Source organism: Comamonas sp. GCA5 (genome assembly GCF_036541385.1).
GTDB lineage: Bacteria > Pseudomonadota > Gammaproteobacteria > Burkholderiales > Burkholderiaceae_C > Comamonas > Comamonas aquatica.
In genome coordinates this window covers 1-2,139 of sequence record NZ_JAZHFR010000167.1, presented here as the reverse complement: position 1 = coordinate 2,139, position 2,139 = coordinate 1, and the positions used below count along the sequence as shown (strand labels likewise).

General features: G+C 64.4%; 2 protein-coding genes and 1 pseudogene. All 3 read right to left on the bottom strand.

Going from position 1 to position 2,139, the window contains the following annotated elements; translation table 11 throughout:
• Positions 1 to 363: 363 nt before the first annotated feature.
• On the bottom strand, positions 364 to 1,383 hold the full coding sequence (locus SJH88_RS18965; protein ID WP_274755369.1) for a contractile injection system protein, VgrG/Pvc8 family: 1,020 nt from the start codon (positions 1,381 to 1,383) through the stop codon (positions 364 to 366).
• Between the two features lie 4 nt (positions 1,384 to 1,387).
• Entirely contained in the window at positions 1,388 to 1,822 is a 435-nt protein-coding gene (locus SJH88_RS18960) for a phage tail protein (protein WP_274755368.1), read from the bottom strand.
• A 38-nt stretch (positions 1,823 to 1,860) separates the two neighbouring features.
• Positions 1,861 to 2,139, bottom strand: a pseudogene (locus SJH88_RS18955) (phage tail tape measure protein); the annotation flags it as partial.

Genomic DNA, 2,139 nt, shown 5'->3' with positions numbered 1-2,139 from the left:
AGTGGACCATGCCCATCCGGGATTGGAAGGCTGCGCTGACCCGCTTTACCATTGAGTTCGGAGACCGCATCTCCGTCAATTGAAGTCCGAACCGTTTACACAAAAATTCGGACACGCCCCTATCTGCATCTCTTTTGCTCAGGTTTCTGCAACGTCTGTGCTTTCATCGCGAAGTCAGCATCGTTTTCTGCCAAGTGAGTCCTCCTTTGTTGGTTGGTTGATCGATGTGGTGATGCTTTGTGGATGCCAGCTATTCACCATCTCGATTTCTTTGTCCATTACGTGTCACTTCAAATGAAAAAGCCCCGAGGCGGCGAGTCACGGGGCTTTGGGTGCTGAATTGGTCTTTCCCTATTGTGAGGGTTAATCGATTGGCGCCTCGCTCGCTCCCATCTCCATCTGCACCTTGCTGGTCCAGCCACTACCGTCGTTCAGGCTGTGCATTACTTCTTTGACCAGCCAGCCCTGGCCGTCAATCTCTTCCTTCCAGCCGCTTACGGTCACGGGTGACTGGGGCGCGACCTCTGGGCGGCCCACGGCCAGCGTCAGCTCAAACGTGGCCAGGCCGCGCTCCAGGCGCTGGCGCTCGGCCCGTGCGGCGGACAGGGCGTCCTGCTCGCTGGCATAGGTTTCTTTCAGCGTTTTGACGTTGCCGGTTTTCTTGCCGGCCACCACGCCGCTGCGCTTGCCGTTCACGCTGTCGGACCAATAGGCTTTCACACCATCGAACGCATCGCGGGTGCTGCTGCTCCAGCGGTGCTGGTCGCCGTCCTGGCGGGTGATGTGGATGGCCAGCAGGCTTTGGCCCTTGCTGTTGCGGGTGCCGTCGATGGGCATGAACAGTAGGTGCTTTTTCTTGACCGTGGCCACGGCGTCGTGCTTGCGGGCCAGCCGGGTCAGCAGGTGCATGTCGCTTTCGTTGGTCTGGGTCAGGTGGTCGATGGCGATCTGGGCCAGGCGCTCGTCCACCTTGTGGGTCAGCTGGCTGCGCCGGGCCAGGTCGGCAATGATGGTGCCCAGGGTGGTGGTGCGCCAGCTTTTCTCGGCCCGGGTGCGGATCTGGCCGCCCAGGTCGGCCGCCCGGGCTCGGATGGTGACTTTGTCCGGGGCACCAGTGTGTTCCACCTCGTCCACCACGAACAGGCCTTTGTCGATCAGCGGCTGGCCCACCCAGCCGATGTGCAGCTCAATCTCGGCTTCTTTGCGGGGCAGCTCCAGGCGTCCGTCATGGTCGCTCAGCTCGATGTCCAGCTGGTCGGCGGTGTTCTCGCGGCCTTCGGTCAGGGTCAGGCTGACCAGGCGCGGGGCGATCTTTGGGGCGATGTCCTGGCCGGCCACCTTCAGGGCGTAGGTGGGGGCCGGGTGGGTGCGCGCGGTGTCCATGGGCTCACTCTTCCCCGGGGGCTACAAACTGGCCCTTTTCGTTGACGTGGACTTGCTGGCCGCCGGCGTCGTCGTCGGTGCGCACCAGCTGGATGTCAAAGCTGACCCGCGTCGGGTTGCCCCAGCGGTCGTGCAGGGTGCCGGTTTCTTCCAGCCGCTCGATCGCGTACTGGCCAAACACTTCCCCGTTGCCACTGACCAGGGCGAAGGCCTGGCCGCTGTCGCCCATGGCGCGCAGCTCGGCCAAGCTGGTGTATTCGCCGATCTGGCCGGGGGCAATCCAGCCGTTGAGCGAGAAGGTTTCATCGCCCACGCCCACAAACTGGCGGGCAGGGCGGGCGCCCACACGGCTGGTGCTGGGGTGGCGCCAGCTGTTGCTGCGCTTGAGTTCCTGGAACGCCAGGGTGTCCAGCGAGAAGATGAATTGCCCAAGGGCCATGAGCATGGAGCCTTGCATTGCGGTGCTGCCTCTATTTGTTAGCTGCGGTCGTACATGCCGCTGTGGGCGCGGCTGGACTTTTGGCGCTCGCGCTTGTCCAGCTCGGCCGCTACGACGCGGGCCACGGCCTGGGCGTCCATGCCTGGGGCTGCGTGGATGGTGATGCTGATGCCGCCGCCGGCGGGCGCCGCCCCTGCGGCCGATGCGCTGGGGGCGATGGCAGTGCCGGGTGCCGAAACTGGTGCCGGACCTGCCGCCGTGCCGGTACCGGCCGATGCCACTGGAGCCAGTGCCGCCCCGGCCATGGCCAGCGCTGC

What these genes read in the sequence shown, in the direction of transcription:
- SJH88_RS18960 (WP_274755368.1), bottom strand. Translation starts at nt 1,822, where the DNA reads ATGGCCCTTGGGCAATTCATCTTCTCGCTGGACACCCTGGCGTTCCAG.
- SJH88_RS18965 (WP_274755369.1), bottom strand. Translation starts at nt 1,383, where the DNA reads ATGGACACCGCGCGCACCCACCCGGCCCCCACCTACGCCCTGAAGGTG.